General features: G+C 69.9%; 17 protein-coding genes and 1 tRNA gene. 6 read left to right on the top strand and 12 right to left on the bottom strand.

The window, feature by feature from the left end:
- Positions 1–22: 22 nt before the first annotated feature.
- Complete coding sequence (aroQ, locus tag FHS74_RS26930) at positions 23–481, bottom strand: type II 3-dehydroquinate dehydratase (protein ID WP_184807350.1); 459 nt, start codon at positions 479–481, stop codon at positions 23–25.
- A 192-nt stretch (positions 482–673) separates the two neighbouring features.
- Positions 674–1,441, bottom strand: coding sequence for a DsbA family protein (locus FHS74_RS26925; RefSeq protein ID WP_184807349.1), 768 nt, complete (start codon positions 1,439–1,441; stop codon positions 674–676).
- Positions 1,442–1,752: 311 nt separating this feature from the next.
- Here FHS74_RS26925 and FHS74_RS26920 point away from each other — a divergent pair, with 311 nt between their 5' ends.
- Positions 1,753–2,751 carry a DUF3369 domain-containing protein gene (locus FHS74_RS26920; RefSeq protein WP_184807348.1) on the top strand — a complete coding sequence of 333 codons (999 nt, stop codon included), beginning with the start codon at positions 1,753–1,755 and terminating at the stop codon, positions 2,749–2,751.
- A 46-nt stretch (positions 2,752–2,797) separates the two neighbouring features.
- Here FHS74_RS26920 and FHS74_RS26915 read toward each other — a convergent pair whose 3' ends face one another.
- Positions 2,798–4,420: a M48 family metalloprotease gene (locus tag FHS74_RS26915; protein WP_184807347.1), complete on the bottom strand. Its 1,623-nt coding sequence runs from the start codon at positions 4,418–4,420 to the stop codon at positions 2,798–2,800.
- Positions 4,421–4,472: 52 nt separating this feature from the next.
- Here FHS74_RS26915 and FHS74_RS26910 point away from each other — a divergent pair, with 52 nt between their 5' ends.
- On the top strand, positions 4,473–5,726 hold the full coding sequence (locus FHS74_RS26910) for a pyridoxal phosphate-dependent aminotransferase (RefSeq protein ID WP_184807346.1): 1,254 nt from the start codon (positions 4,473–4,475) through the stop codon (positions 5,724–5,726).
- Between the two features lie 111 nt (positions 5,727–5,837).
- On the opposite strand, the gene FHS74_RS26905 is transcribed toward FHS74_RS26910, so the two are convergent.
- Positions 5,838–6,131, bottom strand: a complete 294-nt coding sequence (locus FHS74_RS26905; protein WP_184807345.1) for a hypothetical protein — start codon at positions 6,129–6,131, stop codon at positions 5,838–5,840.
- Between the two features lie 286 nt (positions 6,132–6,417).
- On the opposite strand from FHS74_RS26905, the gene FHS74_RS26900 reads away from it, so the two are divergent.
- Positions 6,418–6,494 (top strand) — tRNA-Pro (locus FHS74_RS26900).
- A 205-nt stretch (positions 6,495–6,699) separates the two neighbouring features.
- Here FHS74_RS26900 and FHS74_RS26895 read toward each other — a convergent pair.
- Positions 6,700–7,722: a polyprenyl synthetase family protein gene (locus tag FHS74_RS26895; RefSeq protein ID WP_184807344.1), complete on the bottom strand. Its 1,023-nt coding sequence runs from the start codon at positions 7,720–7,722 to the stop codon at positions 6,700–6,702.
- 201 nt (positions 7,723–7,923) lie between these two features.
- Here FHS74_RS26895 and FHS74_RS26890 point away from each other — a divergent pair, with 201 nt between their 5' ends.
- From FHS74_RS26890 to rfbC, 3 genes are all read left to right on the top strand, one after another.
- Positions 7,924–8,145, top strand: coding sequence for a putative signal transducing protein (locus FHS74_RS26890; protein ID WP_184807343.1), 222 nt, complete (start codon positions 7,924–7,926; stop codon positions 8,143–8,145).
- Positions 8,142–8,939 carry a methyltransferase gene (locus FHS74_RS26885; protein ID WP_184807342.1) on the top strand — a complete coding sequence of 266 codons (798 nt, stop codon included), beginning with the start codon at positions 8,142–8,144 and terminating at the stop codon, positions 8,937–8,939. The genes FHS74_RS26890 and FHS74_RS26885 overlap by 4 nt, the downstream gene beginning before the upstream one ends.
- Positions 8,940–9,013: 74 nt before the next feature.
- Complete coding sequence (rfbC, locus tag FHS74_RS26880; protein WP_184807341.1) at positions 9,014–9,568, top strand: dTDP-4-dehydrorhamnose 3,5-epimerase; 555 nt, start codon at positions 9,014–9,016, stop codon at positions 9,566–9,568.
- 4 nt (positions 9,569–9,572) lie between these two features.
- Here the strand turns inward: rfbC and FHS74_RS26875 are convergent, their stop codons facing one another.
- The 7 genes from FHS74_RS26875 to FHS74_RS31045 all read right to left on the bottom strand — a co-directional run bounded on the left by FHS74_RS26875 (position 9,573) and on the right by FHS74_RS31045 (position 17,256).
- On the bottom strand, positions 9,573–10,625 hold the full coding sequence (locus FHS74_RS26875; RefSeq protein ID WP_184807340.1) for a glycosyltransferase family 4 protein: 1,053 nt from the start codon (positions 10,623–10,625) through the stop codon (positions 9,573–9,575).
- 81 nt (positions 10,626–10,706) lie between these two features.
- Positions 10,707–12,248 carry a tetratricopeptide repeat protein gene (locus FHS74_RS26870; protein ID WP_184807339.1) on the bottom strand — a complete coding sequence of 514 codons (1,542 nt, stop codon included), beginning with the start codon at positions 12,246–12,248 and terminating at the stop codon, positions 10,707–10,709.
- A 123-nt stretch (positions 12,249–12,371) separates the two neighbouring features.
- Positions 12,372–13,334 carry a hypothetical protein gene (locus FHS74_RS26865; RefSeq protein ID WP_184807338.1) on the bottom strand — a complete coding sequence of 321 codons (963 nt, stop codon included), beginning with the start codon at positions 13,332–13,334 and terminating at the stop codon, positions 12,372–12,374.
- The gene (locus FHS74_RS26860; protein WP_184807337.1) at positions 13,331–14,905 is read right to left on the bottom strand and encodes a hypothetical protein; all 1,575 of its coding nucleotides are present in this window, start codon (positions 14,903–14,905) and stop codon (positions 13,331–13,333) included. The genes FHS74_RS26865 and FHS74_RS26860 overlap by 4 nt, the downstream gene beginning before the upstream one ends.
- 27 nt (positions 14,906–14,932) lie before the next feature.
- On the bottom strand, positions 14,933–15,124 hold the full coding sequence (locus FHS74_RS26855; protein ID WP_184807336.1) for a hypothetical protein: 192 nt from the start codon (positions 15,122–15,124) through the stop codon (positions 14,933–14,935).
- 144 nt (positions 15,125–15,268) lie between these two features.
- Positions 15,269–15,592, bottom strand: coding sequence for a hypothetical protein (locus FHS74_RS26850; protein WP_184807335.1), 324 nt, complete (start codon positions 15,590–15,592; stop codon positions 15,269–15,271).
- Positions 15,593–15,609: 17 nt separating this feature from the next.
- Positions 15,610–17,256: a sigma 54-interacting transcriptional regulator gene (locus FHS74_RS31045; protein WP_184807334.1), complete on the bottom strand. Its 1,647-nt coding sequence runs from the start codon at positions 17,254–17,256 to the stop codon at positions 15,610–15,612.
- Positions 17,257–17,288: the final 32 nt, after the last annotated feature.

The raw sequence follows: 17,288 nt of genomic DNA, 5'->3' as shown, positions 1-17,288 counted from the left end.
CCCCGGGGGGGCCGGGCCGATGTCACGCAGGCGGCGGGCTGTCGATCAGGCGAGCTGCCGCCTGCAGCGCCAACAGGTAGCCCTGTGAGCCGAAGCCGCAGATGACACCGCGCGCCACCGGCGACACGTAGGAGTGATGCCGGAACGGCTCGCGCCGGAAGATGTTGCTCAAATGCACCTCGACCACCGGTAGGCCCACGGCGCTGAGCGCGTCGTGGATGGCGATGGATGTATGCGTGTACGCGCCGGCGTTCAGGACGATGGCATCGTGTTCGCCCCGTGCGTCCTGGATCCAGGTGACCAGCTCGCCCTCATGGTTGGACTGGCGGAAATCGATCTCCAGGCCCAGGCGCACGGCCGTCTCCTGGCAGGCGTTCTCGATATCCTCCAGCGTCTCCGCGCCATAGATGTGCGGTTCGCGAATCCCCAGCATGTTGAGGTTCGGTCCGTTCAGGATCAGGACGGAGGGCGCGATGGCCAAGGGTGTATCGCCTTTGCGTACGTACGTCTCAAAAACCGAACGTCCAGGGGGTATGTGTGCCCCGCGCGGCGTCCGTCGAAGGGCGCTTTATAACACGGGCGGCGGCGGGGGCAATAATTCACACGCATCGACGCCGGCGGACCGAGTGTCCCCCGGCGTCTGGAACCGGCCTGACGTCTACTGCCGATGTGGTCAGCTCTTGGCGCCCCGGCTCTTGGCGAACAGGTCCTTGAAGGCATCGGCGCCAATGGCGCCCGGGACCACCGTGTTGCCGACGACGAAGCCCGGCGTGCCGTGGATGTTGAGGGTGTCGGCCAGCGCCAGGTTGGCGTCGATCTCCTTCTGCACGGCCGGAGACTCCATGTCCTTGGCCAGACGGTCGGTGTCGGCGCCGGCGTCCTTGGCGATGGACAGGATGCGATCCTTGTCCAGTTTACCGGTGGCGGCCATCAGCGCCGCATGCACCGTGTCATACTTGCCCTGCATGTTGGCGGCCAAGGCGGCCTTGGCCGCGACGACCGATGCCGGGCCCAGGATGGGGAACTCCTTGTAGACGATGCGGACCTTGCCGTCCTTTTTCACGGCGGCGTCCAGCTCCGGCTGGGTGTGTTTGCAATAGCCGCACTGGTAATCGAAGAACTCGACCAGCGTCACGTCGCCTTTCAGGTTGCCGCCCACCGGCGACGCCTTGGAGGCGACCAGTTCGTCCTTGTGCTTCACCAGCGCGTCGGCGGCGGCCTTGGCTTCCTCCGCCTCCGCCTTGTCCTGCAGGGCCTGGACCGCCTCGGTGATGACTTCAGGGTGGGCCAGGAGGTAATCGTGGACGATCTGCTCCACCTGCGCCTTGTCATAGGGGCCCTTGTCGGCCACCGGCTTGTCGGCGGCGAAGACCGGGCCGGCGGCGGCCAAGCCCGCGAGCGCCACGGTGGCGTATAGGGTGGCGGCAAAGCTACGCGACATCGAGACAACTCCGGTTTACGGCCCTAACGTCCCCTTGCGGGGCGACGGCGAAGGAGGGGCAGCATGGACCAGCAGCCACCAGGGCGCAATCCCGCAGACTGCGCCGTTTGCACAGGTGCGGCGTCATGTGCTGGCCCATGGCCTCCTACCCTCGTAGGATGTGTCCATTGACCGGCACGCCGACGCGCCGCCTATTGTCGCCCTTGCAAGGACGTCGGCGCTGTGCGGTCATGAGGGGGCCCTTAGGGCTGGTGCGGGGAAGACGCTGACGGGGTCGCGTTTTCGTGCCCGGGGACGAAGGTGGGGTGGCCATGACCATGGCGGATGACGACGACGACTTCCTGTTCCAGGATGAGGACGACGAGGATGATTCGGACGAGGGCTCGGAACTGGTGCCGGGCCTGGCGCCCTGGCAGGTGCTGATCGTCGACGACGATCCCGAGGTCCACGCCATGACCCGTCTGGTCATGCGCAAGTTCGCTTTCCAGGGGCGGGGCTTGGCCTTCATCTCCGCCTACTCCGCCGCCGAGGCGCTGACGGTGATGCGGGGCGACCACGACATCGCCATGATCCTGCTGGACGTGGTGATGGAAAGTGATGATGCCGGCCTGAAACTGGTGCCGCAGATCCGTGATGAGCTGGGCAACCGGGCGGTGCGCATCATCCTGCGCACGGGCCAGCCGGGCCAAGCGCCGGAGGACGACGTCATCGCGGGATATGACGTCAATGATTACAAGGCGAAAACGGAACTGACGGCGCGCAAGCTGGTCACCGCCACCATCACGGCGCTGCGGGCCTATCACCATATCCGCACCCTGGAACGGTCTTGCCAGGGTATGGAACGGGTGGCGGGCCTGGGTCTGTGCCAGATGGCCCTGTCGGGCTCCTCGGCGGCGGCGGGTGCCGCCCTCGACCAGATGGCCGAGGTGCTGGAACAGCCGGCCGACGGCCTGTTCTGCGTCATCTATGGCACGGATCGCCTGTCCGCCCGCATTCTGGCCGGCCGGGGCCGTTACCAGGATACCGCCGGCCATCCCCTGGCGACGGTGGCCGACACCGGGCCGCTGGCCACGGCGCTGCGGGCCCCGGGGGAGTTGCGGCATGAGTTCACCGACGATGCCATGACCCTGGTCTGGCCGCTGGCGGCGCAGTCGTCCGGCCAGCAGGCCGGAGCAGTGGCCATGCTGCACCTGCACCTGGTGCGGCCGCTGGACGAGATCGCGCGCCGGCTGGCCCTGTTGATGATGATGCGCATCGCCGATGCCCTGGTCACCGCCTGGGCGCTGGAACAGGTGCGCGACCCCACCTGACCCGCCATTTCCTGAGGGGGCCGGCGCGCTTCAAGGCGAGGAAGAATCAGCGGCCGCCGGACGGCCCGCCCCGGGCGCCGCCCATTCCCCCCATGCCGCCGGACGTGCCGAAGGTGCCCAGGCCGGTGGGGCCGGCGCCGATGGTGTTGCCGCTGGACGTGACATTGGGGAAGCCGGAGCCGATGGCGGAAACACCGCTGGTGGACAGCGCGTCCTCCGGCATGCGGCCGGTGGAGATGATGGGGGTGTCGGGCGGCACCAGGCCGCTGCTGGGGGCCAGCTGCGGGCGCATGTTGTGGGGCAGGCGGCTTTCCACCAGGACACGGATGTCCTGCGCCCGCACCCAGTCGGGGGAACCGGCGGGCAGCATCTGCTCCGCCCGGTCGGCGTGATAGCGGGCGGCGCGGATATCGCCCCGGGCCAGGGCCTCTTCCGCGCGGGCGTAGGCCAGCTGCGGCGCCATGTCGGCGCGGGCGTAGGCCGAGGCCAGCAGCAGCCAGGTCAGTTCCACCAGCGGCTCGTCCCGGGCGGAGGCGCGCAGCACCTCGATGGCCTCCCGCACCAGCTTGTCGTCGCCAGCCTCCAGCAGGGCGTGGCCCAGCGCCATGCGCAGCTGGGCGCTGTCGGGGGCGTACTTGACGGCGTTGCGGTAGGGCTCCACCGCCTCCTTGGCGCGGCCATTCTCAAAAAGGATCTGGCCCTTCAGCTCATAGAAGTAGGGGTTCTTCGGTTCCTGCTCGATCAGTCCGTCGACGATCTTCAGGCCCTTGTTGATGTCGCCCACCTGGTAATAGGCGATGGACCGGGCGTAGCGCGCGGGCACGCTGGTGTCGCTTTCCGGGTATTTGCGCAGCGCCAGATCGGGATGGATGAAGCCATACAGCTTGGCCCGCATGCGCTGGTGCATGTCGTAATAGGCCGAGGGCATCTTGGCGTTGGTGAACTTCGAGATGCGCTCGACGAAATTCTCGATGTACTCGATGCGGTTCTTGGTCAGCGGGTGGGTCATCAGGAACTCCACCTGCTTGTTTTGCGGCAGGCCGGCGTCCTGGCGGTGCAGCTTCTCCATGAACTCCAGCATGCCCTTGGACGAATAGCCGTTGGCTTCCATGTAGGACAGGCCGGCCTCGTCGGCGGAGGCTTCCTGGGCGCGGCTGAAGGCGAAGAAGGAGCGGGCACCCAGTTCCTGCGCGCCGGCGATGCCGCCCATGGCGGCCCCGCCACCGTCGCCCCGCCGGGTGCCGCCAATGGCGGCCGCCACGCTCAGCAGCGTCGCCAGGGTCGACAAGATGACGGCGTTCTCGATGGCGTCGCGCGACCGCACCTGGTGGCCGCCCGCCATGTGGCCGGTTTCGTGGGCCATGACGCCGATCAACTGCTCGGGCGTGTCGGCCGCCATGATCAGGCCGGTGTTGACGAACATGTTCTGTCCGCCGGCCACGAAGGCGTTCAGCTCGTCGTCGTTGACCAGCACCAGGGTGACCGCGTCGGGAACGATGCCGGCCGCGCGGAAGATGGGGGTGGCGAAGACGCGCAACGTGTGTTCGATTTCCGCGTCACGCACCAGGCTGATGCCGCGGTCCTGGGCCATGACCGGTTCCACCGCCAAAATCGTGGACAGCACGCTGACCAGTATCAGGCGGGCAAGGCGGCGCGGTCGCAAGAACATAGTCGATTCCATCGGCGGTGCCGTCGATACCCGAACAAACGAGCAGTAAGGCATGACCCCTACCTACTCTAAGGATGAATTTCCACGCGCGGCGGTACGGCCGGCTGTCGCTATACGCTCCAGCACCATCTCTCCCTTCATGGTGATGGAGGTGTTGCGGGCCGCCAACGCCCGTCAGGCCGCCGGAGGCGACGTCCTGCACCTGGAAATAGGCCAGCCATCGACCCCGGCACCGAGAGGGGTGATCGCCGCGGCCGCCCACGCCCTGGCCGCTGATCGCCTAGCCTACACCGATGCGCTGGGCTTGCCAGCCTTGAGAGAGGGCATAGCACGTTGGTACCAAGATCGCCATGGGGCGGTGATCGATCCGCGGCGCGTGGTGGTTACCACCGGATCGTCCGGCGCCTTTCTTCTGGCCTTCCTGGCGGCGTTCGATCCGGGCGACCGGGTGGCCCTGGCCGCCCCCGGATACCCCGCCTACCGCAACATCCTGAAGTCGGCGGGGTTGGTGCCTGTGGAACTGTCCACCGGTCCGGAGACCCGCTTCCAGCCCACGCCCGCCTTGCTGGACGCGCTGCTGGCCGCCGATGGTCGTGACGGGGGCGGCGGGCCGCTCCGGGGCCTGATCGTGGCCAGCCCGTCCAACCCCACGGGCACCATGCTGGACGCGATGGGCATGGCGGCGCTGGGCGACTGGTGCCGGCGGCACGGGGTCTGGCTCATCTCCGACGAAATCTACCATGGCATCGAATACGGCACCGTGCCGGCCGCCACCGCGCTGGACTATGAGGGGGGAGAGGGCGCCATCACCATCAACAGCTTCTCGAAATATTTTTCCATGACCGGCTGGCGGCTGGGCTGGGCGGTGGTGCCGGAGCGTCTGGTGCGGCCGATGGAGTGTCTGGCGCAGAACGTCTATATCTCGCCCCCCACCTTGTCGCAGCACGCCGCCGTGGCGGCGTTCGACTGCGTGGAGGAGTTGGAGGGGCATGTCGCCCGCTATCGCCGCAACCGCGACATCCTGCTGAACCTGCTGCCCGGCGCGGGGTTCGGTCGCCTGGCGCCGGCCGATGGCGCCTTTTTCATCTATGCCGATATCTCCGACCGCACGGACGACGCCCAGGCCTTCTGCACCCGTCTGCTGAACGAGACGGGCGTGGCCCTGACGCCTGGTGTGGACTTCGATCCCGTGCGCGGCCACCACACCGTGCGAATCAGTTTCGCCGGGGCGGAGGCGGAAATGGTGGAAGCCGCCCGCCGCCTGAAGGCCTGGCGGGGATCCGGGCGGGGATCCGGGCGGGAATGACGAAGGGCCGGCCGGTGTCGCCACCGGCCGGCCCTTGTCGCTTCAACCTTCCTCAAGGACTTTGTTCTGGGGCGGGCCGATCGTTGGGTGTCGGTCCTCGCCGGGCACGTCTCAGTTCAGGGCGATCAGCTGGCGGGGCAGGCCGTGGCCGGCATGGGCCTTGACCACCGCGCCTTCCGCCTTGCAGGGCACGGCGCTGGCGGCCGGGGCCGTCAGGTGCGCCGGGATGATCTTCAGGGCGCCGGAGGGCGAGGCCGCCAGCGTGGCCGTGGGCGCGGGGCCCATGGGCCGGGCGTCCGCCACCGCCGGCACGTCGGGACGGGGGGCGGCGAACAGGATGGCGGGGGCGACCAGGAAGGGCAGGCCCAGGAACAGGCTGGTGAGCAGGGTGCGTGCGGTCGGCATAGGTCCACCTCCTTGTAACGGTCGGCCCTCGGCGGTTTCTGTTAGGCCGAATGACGGATGGGCGTGGGTCTGAAACTCGGGGCCAACCGTGGCGGAACCATGGCGAGAACCGGAACTTCCCAGGGCACCTGCAGACTCCCGTCCCCCTGTGGCGTTTGGGCAACACCACCCCGCGTTCCCGTCCGGACGGCCAGCGGGACACCCATGCAGCGAGGGAAGTCGATTTGATGAAAGAGAAGGCTTGCAGCGATCGCCGGATGTCGATATATACCCGCCCACCCCGGGACGGAGAGTAGCTCAGCCTGGTAGAGCACTGCTTTCGGGAGGCAGGGGCCGGAGGTTCGAATCCTCTCTCTCCGACCATCCCAGGGACGCAAAAACGGCCGGCTTCGCAAGAAGCCGGCCGTTTCGCTTTCGGGGCCAGGCCATCCCGGTGGCCATCGGCCGAACGCCAGATCCACCAACTTCATATCTGGTTCGCGAGATTGGGCTTGGCCGCGACGGCGCCAAACAAAAAGGCGCGCCGGTCAGGGCGCGCCTTTCACGGAACGACTGGGGTGGTGAGGCCTCAGAAATCCCGGTCGACGACGAAGTCGATGACGTCCAGCAGGGCCCGCTTGATGGGGCTGGCGGGGAACAGGCCCAGGGCGTCGCGGGCGACGGCGCCGTAATGGCGGGCCCGTTCCACGCTGTCGCGCAGGGTGTTATGCCGCTGCATCAGCGCCAGGGCGTGTTCCAGGTCGCCGTCCCGCTGGTCGATATCCTCCAGCGTCCGCCGCCAGAAGGCGCGCTCCTCGTCATCGCCGCGGCGGAAGGCCAGCACCACCGGCAGGGTGATCTTGCCCTCGCGGAAGTCATCGCCGATGGTCTTGCCCAGGCGGGCCTGCACGGCGGAATAGTCCAGCACGTCGTCCACCAGCTGGAAGGCGATGCCCAGGTTCAGGCCGTAGCCGCGCAGCGCCTCTTCCTCCACCGCCGGGCGGTCGGCCACCACCGCGCCGATGCGGCAGGCGGCGGCGAACAGCTCCGCCGTCTTGGCGCGGATGACCTCCAGATAGGCTTCCTCGCTGGTGGTGGTGTCGTTGGCGGTGATCAGCTGCAGCACCTCGCCCTCGGAAATGACGGCGGAGGCGTTGGACAGGATGCGCAGCACGTCCAGCGAGCCGTCCTCCACCATCACCTGGAAGGCGCGGGAGAACAGGAAATCGCCCACGAGCACGCTGGCCTTGTTGCCGAAGACGGCGTTGGCCGAGGGCTGCCCACGGCGCAGGTCGCTTTCGTCCACCACGTCGTCGTGCAGCAGGGTGGCGGTGTGGATGAACTCCACGCAGGCCGCGAGCGGCTGGTGGCGGTCCCCCTGATAGCCGCAGAGCCGGGCGGCGGCCAGGGTCAGCACCGGGCGCAGGCGCTTGCCGCCGCTGGCCACGATGTAACCCGCCAGTTGGGGGATCATCTCCACGTCGGAATGCATGCGGCGGACGATGATGTCGTTGACCGCGGCCAGATCGGTCGCCACCAGTTCCACCAGCGCCTCCAGGGCATCGGTGCCGGCCTTCCGGCGCTTGGGATCGAGGGGGGTGACGACGGCCACGAAACGAACTCCTGCCAATGGGGGCCAACGGCTGCCGGAGCGCAGATCAGTTGACGTCCTTGGATAGGACAGCGAGCATACCGGCGCAACCCCCCTGGTCAAGCTGGCAGACCGCATCGCCGCCTCCCATCTATGGCGCCTGCGCCACCGCGTGGCCCGCTTATCCCCAACCGGCGCATCCCGAAGGAGGTCCTGGCCCCCATGCAACCCATCCTGCGTAGCAATGACCCGGTTGAACTATCCTGGGCGCAGGCGGTGCTGGCCGACGCCGGTATCGAGGCGGTGCTGCTGGATGAGTACACCGCGGCGGCCGAGGGCAGCATTCTTGCCATCCCCAGGCGCCTGATGGTGGCGGACGACGCCCTGACCGCCGCCACCACCGCCCTGGCCGTGGCCCGGGCCGGCCTGGAACCCGCCCCGTGATTCTCGAGTCCGCCCCCCCGGACGGGACCGAGGATGGCGAGGTCACCGAGGATCGCCTGCTGAATGGGCGCGTGCGGTTGTTGCAGCCGGCGCACGGATATCGCGCGGCCATCGATCCGGTCTTGCTGGCCGCCGCCACACCGGCGGCTGGGGGCGATCGCGTCCTGGACCTGGGCTGTGGCGCGGGCGCCGCCGCGTTCTGCCTGGCGGCCCGGGTGGACGGGGTGCGGGTCACGGGCCTGGAGCTGCAACCGGCCGCGGTGCAATTGGCCCGCCGCAACGCCGCTTTGAACGGGGTCGCCGATCGTGTGCGCATCACCCTGGCCGATTTGACCCAGGCCCCCGGCCATCTGCCGCCGGGGGGGGATCCGGATCTGGTGGCCGGGCGGTTCGACCACGTCATGACCAACCCGCCCTTCCATCCCGGCGGGCGGCACACCCGGTCCCCTCGGCCGGGCAAGGCCACCTCCCATGGCGAGGGCACGGCCGATCTGGCCACCTGGATCGCGGCGGCGGCCCGCCTGTTGGCGCCCCGCGGCACCTTGACCATGATCCACCGCGCCGACCGGGTGGACGAGATCCTGGCCCGCCTGACCGGACGCTTCGGCGCCGTGTCCGTCTTTCCCCTGTGGCCCCGCGCGACTGTGGAGGCCAAGCGCGTGATCGTGCGGGCGCGTCTCGGGGCCCGAAGCCCGGCCCGGTTGCTGCCCGGCCTGGTGCTGCATGGCGAGGGCGGCCGCTACACGGCGGCGGCGGACGCGGTGCTGCGGGATGGCGGCGCGCTGGACCTGTAGGGGGCCTGGACTTCCGTGCGAGGGCCGGGTATCCCGGGCGGCATCGCACCACTGGCACAGGATGGAACCTCAGCATGGACGTTAGGCGCTTCGAGATCGACGGTCTGGTCATGGTGAAGCCCCGCCGTTTCGGCGATGAACGGGGTTGGTTCAGCGAGACCTGGAACGCGGAGAAGCACGCCGAGGCCGGTATCGCCGGGCCCTTCGTCCAGGACAACCAGTCCCTGTCGCGGGTGCAGGGCACCGTGCGCGGGCTGCACTTCCAGTTGCAGCCGGCGGCGCAGGGCAAGCTGGTGCGGGTCATCCGCGGCCGCATCCTGGACGTGGCGGTGGACCTGCGCGAGGGCTCCGCCACCTATGGCCGCCACGTCGCCGTGGAACTGGACGCCGAGGAGGGCTGGCAGCTGTGGGTGCCGGTGGGCTTCGCGCATGGTTTCTGCACCCTCGTCCCCGATACGGAGATCGCCTACAAGGTGACGGCGCCTTACAGCCCCGCCCATGATCGCGGCCTGCTGTGGAACGATCCCGCGCTGGGCATCCCGTGGCCGGACTTCGCCGGCGCCGTGCTGTCGGACAAGGATGGCAAGCTGCCGATCTTGGCCGAGGTTGGCAATCCCTTCCCGCGATAAGGACTTATAGCCCCGCGATGCGGGCCAGGGCCGCCGCCAGGCGGGGGCCCAGGACCGCCAGGTCATAGTCGCGCGCCACCAGGTCACGGCCGGCGGCCGCCAGCCGGTGGCGCAAGTCCGCATCGTCCCGCAGGGCGGCCAACGCCCGCACCCACTCCTGTGGGCTATCGGCCCACAGGCCGCTGACGCCGTCGCTGACGATACGGCGGTTCTCGCCCACCGGGCTCGCCACCACGGCCTTGCCGGCCGCCATGTACTGCAGCAGCTTGAAACCCGACTTGCCCTGCGCGAACGGGGTGTGGGGCAGGGGCATGACGCCGGCGTCGATGCTGGCCAGGGCGGCGTGCTCCCCCGTCTCGCTCCAGGGGATGAAATCCTCCGGCACGCCGGGAAGGTTGGCGGGGCGCGAGGCGATGGTGACCAAGGTCAGCGGGCCGCTGGCCGCGAGTGCCGCCAGCGGCCCGGCCAGGGCCTCCAGATACCGGATGGAAGAGGGCGTGCCGATCCACCCCACGCGGAAGCCCCCTGTCGCGCCCGGGGGTGTCGGCGCCGACTGATAGCGGGCCAGATCAACCGGCGTGGGCAGGCGCAGCAGGGTGCGGGCGCCGGCGCGATCGGCCCAATCGGCCAGGACGTCGTTGGCGACCACCGTCAGGGCCGCGCCGGACACCAGCCGTTCCAGCTTGGCGCCCAGCAGGCGGCGCACCGCGGCCCGGCGGTGGCCCGCATAACGCAGGTGCCAGGCGTCGTCGAAATCCAGCGCATAGGGCCGGCCACGGAACAGCCCCCGTTCAAAATCGGCCGGCAACCAGGGCAGCGCCTCCTTCTCGATCCACAGCAGGTCGGCGGACCTGGCCCCGGCCAGGGCGGCCAGGCGCCGGCGGTAACGCCCGGCCAAGGCCCAGCCGTTCACCGGCTGGCCGGCATACAAACGCTGAAGATAGGCGTCATCGAAAAAGGGGGCGGCGGTGACATCCAGGCCCGCCGCCGTCAGATGGGGCAATGGATCGAAAAAGCGCAGGCGGCTGCTGGCCCCCAGGCGGTCATAGCGGGGCAAGGCCAGGACGCGCCCCGGACGGTGGTTCCGGGGCGGAGGCGGCGGTGGGGACATGGTCACCAGGGATGAAGGGGGCGGGGCTCAGCCCTTGCGGGCGATGACCAGCAGGCGCTCGGGCGCCGTGCCGCCCGCTGGCGGAATGGACACCACCTCCAGCACCGTCAGGCCGGCCTGGCGCAGCGCCGACTCCACATGGTCGCGGCGGTGCAGGTAGCGGCCGTTTTCCTTCAGCGTGACGGCGGGGGACCAGGGCTCCGCCGCGTCCAGGGATAGGGCCAGCGTTCCGCCCGGGGCCAGGGCCCCGGCGATGCCGGCGGCCAGCGGGGCCAGGTCGCCAACCTGGTTGGCGATGTCGGTGGATAGGATCAGGTTGACGCCATCGGCCGACCGTTCCAGGGGCATGGCGTAGTCGCCATGCACCAACTGGTCATAGAGGCCACCGCGCGCCGCCGCCTGAATGGCGGCGGACGAGGGGTGCACGCCCACCAGATCGGCGGCGTAGGGCTTGAGCAAGGCGGCGAGGGTGCCGACGCCGCAGTCGATTTCCAACACCTCCAGGGTCCCGGCGGCGGGGCCCAGATGGCGGGCCAGGGCGGAGGTCAAGGGGGGAATCAGGGGGGCCGCGACGCTGGCCGCCGCCTGCTCGGTCAACATGGCGGCCTGGGCGTCGTACAGCTGTTCCAGATAGGCCGGGTCCGCCCGCGGGGGCGTGGGCGCCAGACCCAACGCCGCCTCCGTATGACGCAGGATGGGGGTCGACCCGATGGCGCGCCACTTGGCGACCAGCGCCTGGGCGGCGGTGCCGTTGCCGCCAACCTGCAACAATGCCGCTATCTGTGCCGCTTCCAATTCGGCGGAAACGGTCTTTTCCGGGCGGTCCAGCGCCTGCAGGATGGCGGCCGCGGCTTCGGCCAGATGGCCCAACCCGCGCAATGCCACCGCCCGGCCAACATGGGGGGCGGCCTCGAATGGGCGCAGCAGGGCCAGCCGGTCGAAGGCGGCCAGCGCTTCCTGGTGGCGCCCGGCCTCGTTCAGGACCAGGCCCAGGTTGGAATGCGCCTGCGCCAGGTCCGGCTGGGCCTGCGCGGACGCCCCCAGATAGTCCAGCGCCTCGTCCAGCCGGCCAAGCCGGCGCAGCACCAGGCCCAAATTGGCCGCGGCTTCCAGATAAGCCGGCCGCGCCTTCAGGGCGTTGCGGTAGTGCTGCTCGGCGATGTCCAGATGACCGACATCCTGGAACAGCGTGGCCAGGTTGAAATAGGCCTCCGCCAGCATGGGCTCGCGCTCCAGCGCGTCCAGATAATGGGTGGCGGCCTCGTGCCCGTGCCCCAGGCGCTGGCAGGCGGCGCCCAGGTTGAACCGGTAAATGGGGTTTTCGGGATCCAGGGCCACCGCCATGGCATAGGCGGCCTTGGCCCCCTCGTTGTCCTGCCGCTGTTCCAGCGCCATGCCCAGATCGGCCCGCAGGACGGCGTCGTCAGGGCGCAGGCCCACCGCTTGCGTCAACAGGGTCACCGCGTGGGCGCCGTCGCCGCTTTCCAGGGCCGCCAGGCCTTCCGCCTGCAGGGTCAGGGCGGCCGCCTCTTCGGGCGTGGCGGGCGTGCTGTCGGTGGTGTCGGTCATGCTTCCTCCGCCGGCGGACCCTTCGAGGATCCAGCCTTGCTTCTCTCAGGTGCAGGATAGGGGGCGCCGCCGCCGCTGAACAGAGGCAAGATAGGCCCATCGGCGGCGGATTCACTGGCCATTTCAGGGATTTCCCGCCGCCACCGGCCCTTGCAGCAGCCCGTGTCGGACCAGGGCGTCGCCGTGGCGCGCCACATGGTCATGCAAAAGCCCCGTCTGGAAGGCCCGCAGCGCCGGGTTGCGCAGGATGCGGAAGTATCCGGCCAGCGCCTGGCGGCCCAGCTGCACATGGCCGTCATAGACATCCATGAAGCAGTGGCGGCTGGCGGTGCAATGGATCAGCCGCACCGGCCGCCCCCGCACGACATAGCCATCGCCGGCCGCTCCGGTGTCCTGGGGCCGGATCAGGGGCAGCAGGTGGTTCTGCGGCTGCCATTCCACGGGATCCAGCAGCAGCGCCCGACCGGCATGACCCCAATGACCGCCATGCGCCAGCAGCGCCATGACGTTCTGTTCGAACAACGGATGGGGCACCAGCCCCCGGCTGCGGCGATCCCACTCCGCCAGCAGGGCGCGCGACCGGCAGAGCCAGAATCCGACGCTGAGATAGGGGGCGGTGCGGTCGGCGCCGCTGTCCGCCAGCAGGGCGCGGAACGGCGCCATGGCGGTGCCGCCCTCATCCAGGGCGGCGACGTCCTGCAGGCTGATGCCGTTGATATCGGTGGTCAGCGCGATCTCGGCGCCGGCTGCCTCCATCCGCCCCCACAGCCGGGTCATGAGATCCGCGTCCAAGCCGGCCACCAGCATGTCGGCGTCGATCCAGCACAGGCCCCGCCAGGGCCGATCACCGACATAGTCCAGGATGGCGGCCTTCTTGGCATAGGGATGCAGGGTCTCGGGCACGCTCCCCGGCCGGTCCAGAAGTTGTCCGCGCTCCGCCAGATAGGCCCGCTGCCCCGGCGTGAGGCCGTAGTCGCAGACCATCAGCGCGTCCTCGGGCAACCGTCGCGCGAAGCTTTCCAGCAACAGCAGGGTGGTGGCGAAGTAACGCCGGTCGGCACCGGTGACATAAAGGATACCGCTCATGCCGGCGATTCCAGGTCCAGCGTCGCGGGCCAGATCACCCCGTGCACCAGGCGGAGCGTCGGGTACCAGGGGCTGCGCGGCCCCGCCGCCGGCCAGCGCCAGTCGGCATCGGGTGGCACCAGCACGATACCCGGGCGACCCAGCGCGCCGGCGAGATGGGCCAGCATCCCTGCCGGCAGGGCCACCGCGTCCACGGCCGTCAGCGTGGCGGCCAGCTCAGCCCATCCCTGCGGGGCGTCCGGGGCCGGGGGGGCCAGGGGCACGGGGATGATTCCGGTGGGCAGGGGCGGGCGGGGGTGGGTATCGGCCACCGCCACGGTCCGACCGGCCGGGATGGATGCCGCGCCGGCCGGGGCGGCCAGATAGGGGCCGGCCCAGAAGGCGGTGGCGTCCCACAGGGCTAGGCGATCCGGCAGTTCCTGTAGCGGCACCTGGAAATCGGCGCGCACGGCGTCCCTGCCCCGGGTGGCGACGGCGATGCCCGCCAGCGCCTGGCCTGGCCCGGTGGGCAGCAGGGCGGCCCAGCCGGGCGGCACCTCCACCACCACGTCGATTCCCCGGTCGCGGACCAGGGGCAGCAAGCGGGCCAGATGGGGCAGGGCGTCCTCCTCCACCTCGTCCCAGACCAGCAGGCGGCGGCCGGCGATGTCCTGGGATGCGTTTTCCCACAGGGGGATGGCCCCATGGCGGCGGGTGGTGGCGGGCCGCATCCAGCGCCAGGCCAGGTCGGCGAAGCCGTCGCGCCAGGCGCCCAGGCGCAGGCAGGCGACGGCATGGGCCAGGCGCGCCGCCGCATGGGCGGGGTCCAACGCCAGGGCCTGGGCGTAACGGGCGCGGGCTTCGGCGATGTCGCCCCGCGCCTGGAACAGCCGGCCCCAGATGTGGTGCGTGTCGGCGTCGGCGCCGACGGTGGCGTCGAGGACGATCAGCAAGGCGGCGGCCACGTCGGGCGCCCCTGGGGCCAAAAGTTCGGCCCGTAGGCGATGGGCGCTGGCGCTGGCGGCGCCCAGGGGGGGCAGGGCATCCAGGACGGCCAGGGCGGCGCCGGCCTGGCCGCGCCGGGCCAGCAGGCGGGCCAACCCAGTCCGCGCCGGCAACGCGACCGGTTCCATCTGCGCCAAAGCGCGGTAGTGGCCCTCCGCCTCGATCGCCGCGCCGATGCCGGCCAGGGCGTCGGCCAGGGCCAGTCGGACGTGCGGTGGCAGGGGCGTCCCCAGCGCGTCCATCTCCAGCCAGGCTTCCAAAGCCCGCCCCGGCTGGCCGGCCCGCTGCCGGGCCTCGGCCAGCGCGGCCAGGCCCCGGGCCAGGTTGGCGGCGATGTCGGGAACGGATCGGGCCGCCGGCAGGGCGTGGGCCCGTCTGATCAACGCGACGCCGGCTTCCAGGTGTTGGGTGTCGGTCCCGGCACGCTGCAGCGTCAGCACGCCCCGAAGATGCAGGGCGTCCACCTGGTCGGGCACTTGGACCAGGATGGCGTTGTAAAGGGACTCGGCCTCATCCAGGCGGCCGGCGCCATGATGGCCGACGGCGGTGGACAGCGCCTGCGCCAGGGACATGCCGTCACCGGCCATGGCTCACCAGCCGTTCGGGAGGGGTGGTCAGGCGCTGATGTCGACCAGCTGCCCGCGTCCATCGCTGGGGGCCGGGCCGGCGCTCTGGCCAGTCAACAGCTCGGTCGCCACGGCGGCCTGGGCATCCGTCGTCTGCTTCAACGCCTTCACCTGGAACTGCGTGCTGGCCTGCAGCAGGGTGGCGGCGGTGGCGGCGGCGGCCTGGCTATCGATCTGCATCGCGAACTACTCCGGGACCAGGCCCATGGCATGGCCCATCGCATGGGACGTAAGGGGCCGAACGGCGGCCTGATGCTTGCAGTATCGCGCCGATCGGCCGGCCGCTCAAGCAGACTCGCCAGGGCCAGACTCGCCAGCGCCGATTCAGCTGAGCGAACTCATGATGCTGAAGCACAACTGGTCGCCCTGAGCGTGCAGCGTCTTCAGCGCGTCCTTGGGCAGGGGGATGCGTTTTTTCTGGCAGTAGGCCACGATCAGCCGCGCCAGCTGATAGGATTCCACCTGGATTTCCTCCCGCCCGCCGCCGCCGGCCAGGTCGCTGGCCAGCTTCACCGTGGGCGGCGGCCCCTCCACCACCTGGATGCCGACGATGCGGCGACTGGCGTCGAAGCCTTCCAGCGGCACCGTCTGAAAGACAAGCTTCAGCTCGTCATTGGAAAAAATGATGTGCCGGATTTCTGTGATCATGACCGTTTCCTTGGACTTCAGGCCGTGGCGCGCTTCTTCTGGCGGCGGCGATAGATGGTGCAGGGATTGATCTCCAGCAGCGCGGCGGCGCGGGTGATGTTGCCCTGGCACAGGCGGATGGCGTCCTCGATCGTCTCCTCCTCCACCATCCACAGCGGCCGGATGCGGCGCTCGGGATTGGGGTCGATGTCGGGGGCGCCGTTGAAGGCCGCGCCCGACGCCTCATCCAGGGGGATGGGGGTGGTCCAGCTGTTGACCCCCGGTCCGTTGTTTCCGGGAATACGGGCGCCGCCCATGGAAAGGCCGCCGGGGGCCGGGACAGGGGCGGGGGCGGATGGCGGCATGCCAAAGCCGGTGGGCGCCACGCCCAGCGTCGCAGGACCGGCCAGGTTGGCGGCGGGCGGCGGGCTGAAGGGGAAGGGCATGGGCCCCGCCATGGCCGACCAGCGCGGGTCGTTCAGCATGGGGGGGACGATCATGGTGGGCTTGTTCAGGGGCGGCGGCAGCATGAAGGGCTGGATGACGGCGCCGTCGTTCAGCACCACCACGTTGCGCACCACGTTCAGCAGCTGGCGGACGTTGCCCGGCCAGGCGTAGGTGCGCATGATCTCCTCCGCCTCCTCGCTGAAGCCGGTGAAGGATTTGCGCTCCTCCTGCGTGTATTTGGCCAAGAACTCCCGGGCGATCAGCAGGATATCCTCGCCCCGGTCGCGCAAGGGGGGCAGCTCGATGGAAATGACCTGCAGGCGATAGAACAGATCCTCGCGGAAGCGGCCGGCCTGCACCTCGGCGAAGGGGTCGCGGTTGGTGGCGCAGACAATGCGCACGTCCACCGCCTCCGCCTTCTCGCTGCCCACCTTCTTGACCATGCCGGTCTGCAGGAAGCGCAACAGCTTGGCCTGCAGCGACAGGTCCATCTCACCGATTTCGTCCAGGAACAGCGTGCCGCCGTCAGCCTGCAGGGCGGCACCGGCGTGATCGGTCGTGGCCCCGGTGAAGGCGCCCTTCACATGGCCGAAGATCTCGCTTTCCATCAGGTCTTTGGGGATGGCGGCGCAGTTGATGGGAATGAAGGGCCGGCCGCCGCGGGGGCTGCGGCGGTGGATGGCCTCGGCGCAGACCTCTTTGCCCGTGCCGCTTTCGCCGGTGATGAACACCGTGGCCTTTGAGGGGGCGGCCGCCTCGATCATGCGGTAGACGCCGCGCATGGCGGGAGAGATGCCGACGAAGCCCAGATAGCCCAGCGGATCCTCGACCAGGGCGGCGGGTGGTGCCGCCTCCAGCACCTTTTCCCGCTCGGCCAAGGCGGTCGCCATGGCTTGACGCAGGCGCTCGGTCCCGGCAGGCAGCAGCAGCACGTCCACCGCGCCGGCGCGCATCACGTCCACCGCCAACTGCACCGAACCCTGCGCCGTCAGCGCCACCACCTGCGGCGCCTTGGCGTCGGCCTTCAATTCCTTCAGCAGGTCCAGGCCGCTGCCGCCCGGCAACTGCAGGTTCAGCAGCACCACGTCGGCTGGCGCCTCCGCCAGGGCGCGGCGGGCCGCGGCGGCCGTGTCCACCACCTGCAGGGCGTGGCCGTCCTTGCGCAGCGCCTGGCCATAGGCGGCGGCCAGCGACGGCGTGGGTTCGACGATCAGGACACGGCGCGGGCGGGTTTCCATGGGGCGCAGGCTTTCACGAGGACTGGCGACCC

The organism is Nitrospirillum iridis (genome assembly GCF_014205765.1).
In the GTDB taxonomy this organism is placed as follows: Bacteria; Pseudomonadota; Alphaproteobacteria; order Azospirillales; family Azospirillaceae; genus Nitrospirillum; species Nitrospirillum iridis.
The sequence above is the reverse complement of the archived record's forward strand: the minus strand, read 5'-3'. Positions and strand labels throughout refer to the sequence as shown.

Bases quoted from the DNA above. Each gene is read 5' to 3' on its own strand.
- rfbC (WP_184807341.1), top strand. From the start codon at position 9,014: ATGGACGTTAGGCGCTTCGAGATCGACGGTCTGGTCATGGTGAAGCCC.
- FHS74_RS26890 (WP_184807343.1), top strand. From the start codon at position 7,924: ATGCAACCCATCCTGCGTAGCAATGACCCGGTTGAACTATCCTGGGCG.
- FHS74_RS26925 (WP_184807349.1), bottom strand. From the start codon at position 1,441: ATGTCGCGTAGCTTTGCCGCCACCCTATACGCCACCGTGGCGCTCGCG.
- FHS74_RS26850 (WP_184807335.1), bottom strand. From the start codon at position 15,592: ATGATCACAGAAATCCGGCACATCATTTTTTCCAATGACGAGCTGAAG.
- FHS74_RS26920 (WP_184807348.1), top strand. From the start codon at position 1,753: ATGACCATGGCGGATGACGACGACGACTTCCTGTTCCAGGATGAGGAC.
- FHS74_RS26915 (WP_184807347.1), bottom strand. From the start codon at position 4,420: ATGTTCTTGCGACCGCGCCGCCTTGCCCGCCTGATACTGGTCAGCGTG.
- FHS74_RS31045 (WP_184807334.1), bottom strand. From the start codon at position 17,256: ATGGAAACCCGCCCGCGCCGTGTCCTGATCGTCGAACCCACGCCGTCG.
- FHS74_RS26860 (WP_184807337.1), bottom strand. From the start codon at position 14,905: ATGGCCGGTGACGGCATGTCCCTGGCGCAGGCGCTGTCCACCGCCGTC.
- FHS74_RS26905 (WP_184807345.1), bottom strand. From the start codon at position 6,131: ATGCCGACCGCACGCACCCTGCTCACCAGCCTGTTCCTGGGCCTGCCC.
- FHS74_RS26870 (WP_184807339.1), bottom strand. From the start codon at position 12,248: ATGACCGACACCACCGACAGCACGCCCGCCACGCCCGAAGAGGCGGCC.
- FHS74_RS26910 (WP_184807346.1), top strand. From the start codon at position 4,473: ATGACCCCTACCTACTCTAAGGATGAATTTCCACGCGCGGCGGTACGG.
- FHS74_RS26855 (WP_184807336.1), bottom strand. From the start codon at position 15,124: ATGCAGATCGATAGCCAGGCCGCCGCCGCCACCGCCGCCACCCTGCTG.
- FHS74_RS26865 (WP_184807338.1), bottom strand. From the start codon at position 13,334: ATGAGCGGTATCCTTTATGTCACCGGTGCCGACCGGCGTTACTTCGCC.